The sequence below is a fragment of the Terrabacter sp. P5_B1 genome, from assembly GCF_056400505.1.
In genome coordinates, this window is sequence record NZ_JBFULD010000414.1 from 1 (window position 1) to 3,148 (window position 3,148).

3 protein-coding genes and 1 pseudogene are annotated in these 3,148 nt (G+C 71.8%); 1 reads left to right on the plus strand and 3 read right to left on the minus strand.

Annotated elements, in window-relative coordinates; genetic code table 11:
* Nucleotides 1-100: 100 nt before the first annotated feature.
* The 3 genes from AC1DP0_RS20130 to mshA are packed head-to-tail and all read right to left on the minus strand — an operon-like array spanning nt 101 to nt 2,693.
* A complete protein-coding gene (locus tag AC1DP0_RS20130; protein WP_478088032.1) occupies nt 101-844 on the minus strand; it encodes a phosphoglyceromutase in 744 nt (247 codons plus the stop codon).
* A 23-nt stretch (nt 845-867) separates the two neighbouring features.
* Nucleotides 868-1,410 carry a type III secretion system chaperone family protein gene (locus AC1DP0_RS20135; protein WP_478088034.1) on the minus strand — a complete coding sequence of 181 codons (543 nt, stop codon included), beginning with the start codon at nt 1,408-1,410 and terminating at the stop codon, nt 868-870.
* A complete protein-coding gene (gene mshA / locus AC1DP0_RS20140) occupies nt 1,407-2,693 on the minus strand; it encodes a D-inositol-3-phosphate glycosyltransferase (protein ID WP_478088035.1) in 1,287 nt (428 codons plus the stop codon). The genes AC1DP0_RS20135 and mshA overlap by 4 nt, the downstream gene beginning before the upstream one ends.
* A gap of 163 nt (nt 2,694-2,856) precedes the next feature.
* Here mshA and AC1DP0_RS20145 point away from each other — a divergent pair.
* Nucleotides 2,857-3,148: pseudogene (locus AC1DP0_RS20145) on the plus strand (class I SAM-dependent methyltransferase); the annotation flags it as partial.

Below are 3,148 nucleotides of genomic sequence, written 5' to 3' on the forward strand. Positions count from 1 at the left end.
CCTCGTGACAGTCGAAAGGCCACTCCTCGCCGTGAGGAGTGGCCTTTCGACTGCGGTCAGGCGGCCATACGTGGCCTTTCGACGGTTCAGGGGGTGGAGGTCAGCGGCCCTGGTTCGCGACGGCCTCGGCGGCAACCCGGGCGGCCTCCGGGTCGAGGTAGCGCCCACCCGGGGTCACCGGACGGAACGAGTCGTCGAGCTCGTAGACGAGCGGCATACCCGTCGGGATGTTGAGCCCGGCGATGTCGTCGTCGGAGATGCCGTCGAGCGTCTTGACGAGGGCACGCAGCGAGTTGCCGTGGGCGGCGACCATGACGGTCAGTCCGTCGGCGAGGTCGGTCTGGATCTCGTTCTCCCAGTAGGGCATGAGCCGCGTCACGACGTCCTTGAGGCACTCGGTGGCCGGCATCGCGGGGCCGAGCCCCCGGTAGCGGGGGTCGCCGTGCTGCGAGAACTCGTCGCCCTCGTCGATGGCCGGCGGCGGCGCGTCATAGGAGCGGCGCCACAGCATGAACTGCTCCTCGCCGAACTGCTCGAGGGTCTGCTTCTTGTCCTTGCCCTGCAGCGCGCCGTAGTGGCGCTCGTTGAGGCGCCAGTCGCGCTTGACCGGGATCCAGTGCCGGTCAGCCGCGTCGAGCGAGAGGTTCGCGGTCGTGATGGCCCGGCGCAGCAGCGACGTGTGCACGATGTCGGGCAGGATGCCGGCCTCCTTGAGCTGCTCGCCGGCGCTCACGCCCTCGGCGCGGCCCTTGTCGGTGAGGTCGACGTCGACCCAGCCGGTGAAGAGGTTCTTGGCGTTCCAGTCGCTTTCGCCGTGACGGACGAGGACGAGCGTGTAGGTCATGGCGCCAGCCTAGCGACGGCCGATCAGGCGTCCGTCCCGTCGTCCAGCAGGTGTCGGAAGGCGTCGAGGTTGCGCGTGGACTCGCCCCGCGAGACCCGCCAGGCCCACTCCTTCCTCATCGATCCGAGGAAGCCGAGCGCGAGCAGCTCGTTGAAGACGTCGTCGCTCGCCGACAGCACGATGCCGAAGACCTGGTCGAGGTGGTCGGCCTCGACCGCGACGGTCGGGACCTCGCCCCTCAGGTAGACGTCGCCGTCGGTGTCGATGGCGTAGGCGAGCCCCCGCAGCCGCAGGTTCTTGCGCAGCAGCGTGCGGTAGAACGCCTCGTGGTTCTCGTCCGGGTTGCGGATGACGAACGCGCTGAGGCTCGTCGTCCGGTCGCGCACCAGCACCGACACGACGGTCTTCAGCTTCTTCTCCCCCGGCAGGGTCACGACGAACTCCCCCACGCGTCCGCCGAGCTCCCAGTCGAGACCGACCGAGCCGAGGTATGCCGTGAGGCGACCCTCCGCCTGCGCGCGCGGGGAGTCGTCGGCCGGCGTGGTGTCCTGGAGCTCGGCGGTCACGGGATCACCGCCGTCGGGACGCCGACCAGGCTCTGGCCCTCGTCGATCGGCGACTCGTTGGTGCCGTGGGCGCGCTCTCGCATGGCCTGACGGTAGACCTCGAGGAGCCGGTCGGTGGTCGCACCCCAGCCGAACTGCGCGGCGTGCGCGACGGCGTCGGACCCCAGCGCCAGACGACGCGGGCTGTCTCGCAGCAGCGACTCGACGGCGTCCGTCCAGTCAGGGGTGGCGTGGCCGTCGACGAGGACGCCTGCGTCACCGACCGCCGTGGGCAGGCCCCCGACGCGGGCGGCCACGACGGGGGTGCCGCATGCCTGCGCCTCGATGGCGACGAGGCCGAAGGACTCCGAGTGGCTGGGCACGACGACGAGGTCGGCGGCGCGGTACCACTGCGCGAGGACCGGACGGTCGACCGGCGGCACGAAGCGCACGACGTCGTCGATGCCGAGGAAGCGCGCCAGCTCCTCGAGCTCGTGCGGCCGGGTGAGGCCGCTGCCGMTCGGACCGCCGAGGACGGCGACCGTCAGGCGACGGCGTCGTCCCGGCTCGCGCTGCAGCAGCTCACCCGCGACCCGGAGCAGCACATCGGGGGCCTTGAGCGGCTGGATGCGACCGACGAAGAGGAGCAGCTCGCCCTCGACGGGCAGGCCGAGAGACCGACGCGCCTCGGACCGGTCACCGGGCGTGAAGGTCGACAGGTCGACCCCGGGAGGGACGACGGACACCTTGGCCGGCGGGGCGGCATACAGCTCGATGAGCTCGCGAGCCTCGTCGTCGGTGTTGGCGATGAGCCGGTCGGCGGCCTCGACGACCTGGACCTCCCCGATCTCGCGGCCCCGTGGCTCGGGCGGGTCGCCCTCGGCGAGGTGGAGGTTCTTGACGCGGGCCATGGTGTGCATCGTGTGCACGAGCGCGACGCGCCACCGGTCGGCGGCGAGCCAGCCGACCTGCCCTGAGAGCCAGTAGTGCGAGTGGACCAGGTCGTAGTGGTCCTCGGGGACCGAGAGCCCGGCCTGCATGATGCCGGCGGAGAAGGCACAGAGCTGGCCCGGGAGGTCCTCCTTGGCCAACCCCTCGTACGGGCCGGCGGTCACGTGCCGCACCCGGACGCCGGGGACGAGGTCCGCCTCGACCGGCGTCTCGCCCGTCGTGCGCCGGGTGAAGATGTCGACCTCGACGCCGCGCGAGGCGAGCTCCTTCGCCGTCTCGGCGACGTAGACGTTGAGGCCGCCGGCGTCACCGGTGCCCGGCTGCTCCAGGGGCGAGGTGTGGACGCTGATCATCGCGACTCGTCGCGGCTCGACCGCCATCGGCATCCCTTCGTCCCTGCAAGACCTGCTCGGCCTGCTCGTTCCTTGTCTCAACCACACCCCCCGTTCGAGGTATTCCGCCGTCGCCGATGACCGTGGAATACCTCGAACGGGGCGCCACGCGTAGCCTGCGGACGTGCCTCCCCACCAGCGACCCGTCGGCACGGTGACGCGTGGGACGACGAACCCGAACCGGCTGCGCCGGTGCGACCGGTGGATCGCGGGCCCGCACGCGTGGCGGTTGCGGCGCAGCCCCGCGCCGCCCGTCGTCGTCGACCTCGGCTACGGCGCGTCGCCCACCACCGCGGTCGAGCTGCACGACCGGCTGCGGCGGGTGCGGCCCGACGTCCAGGTCGTCGGCATCGAGATCGACCCGGCGCGGGTCGCCGCCGGCAGGCCGCTGGAGCGCGACGGCCTCAGCGTCCGGC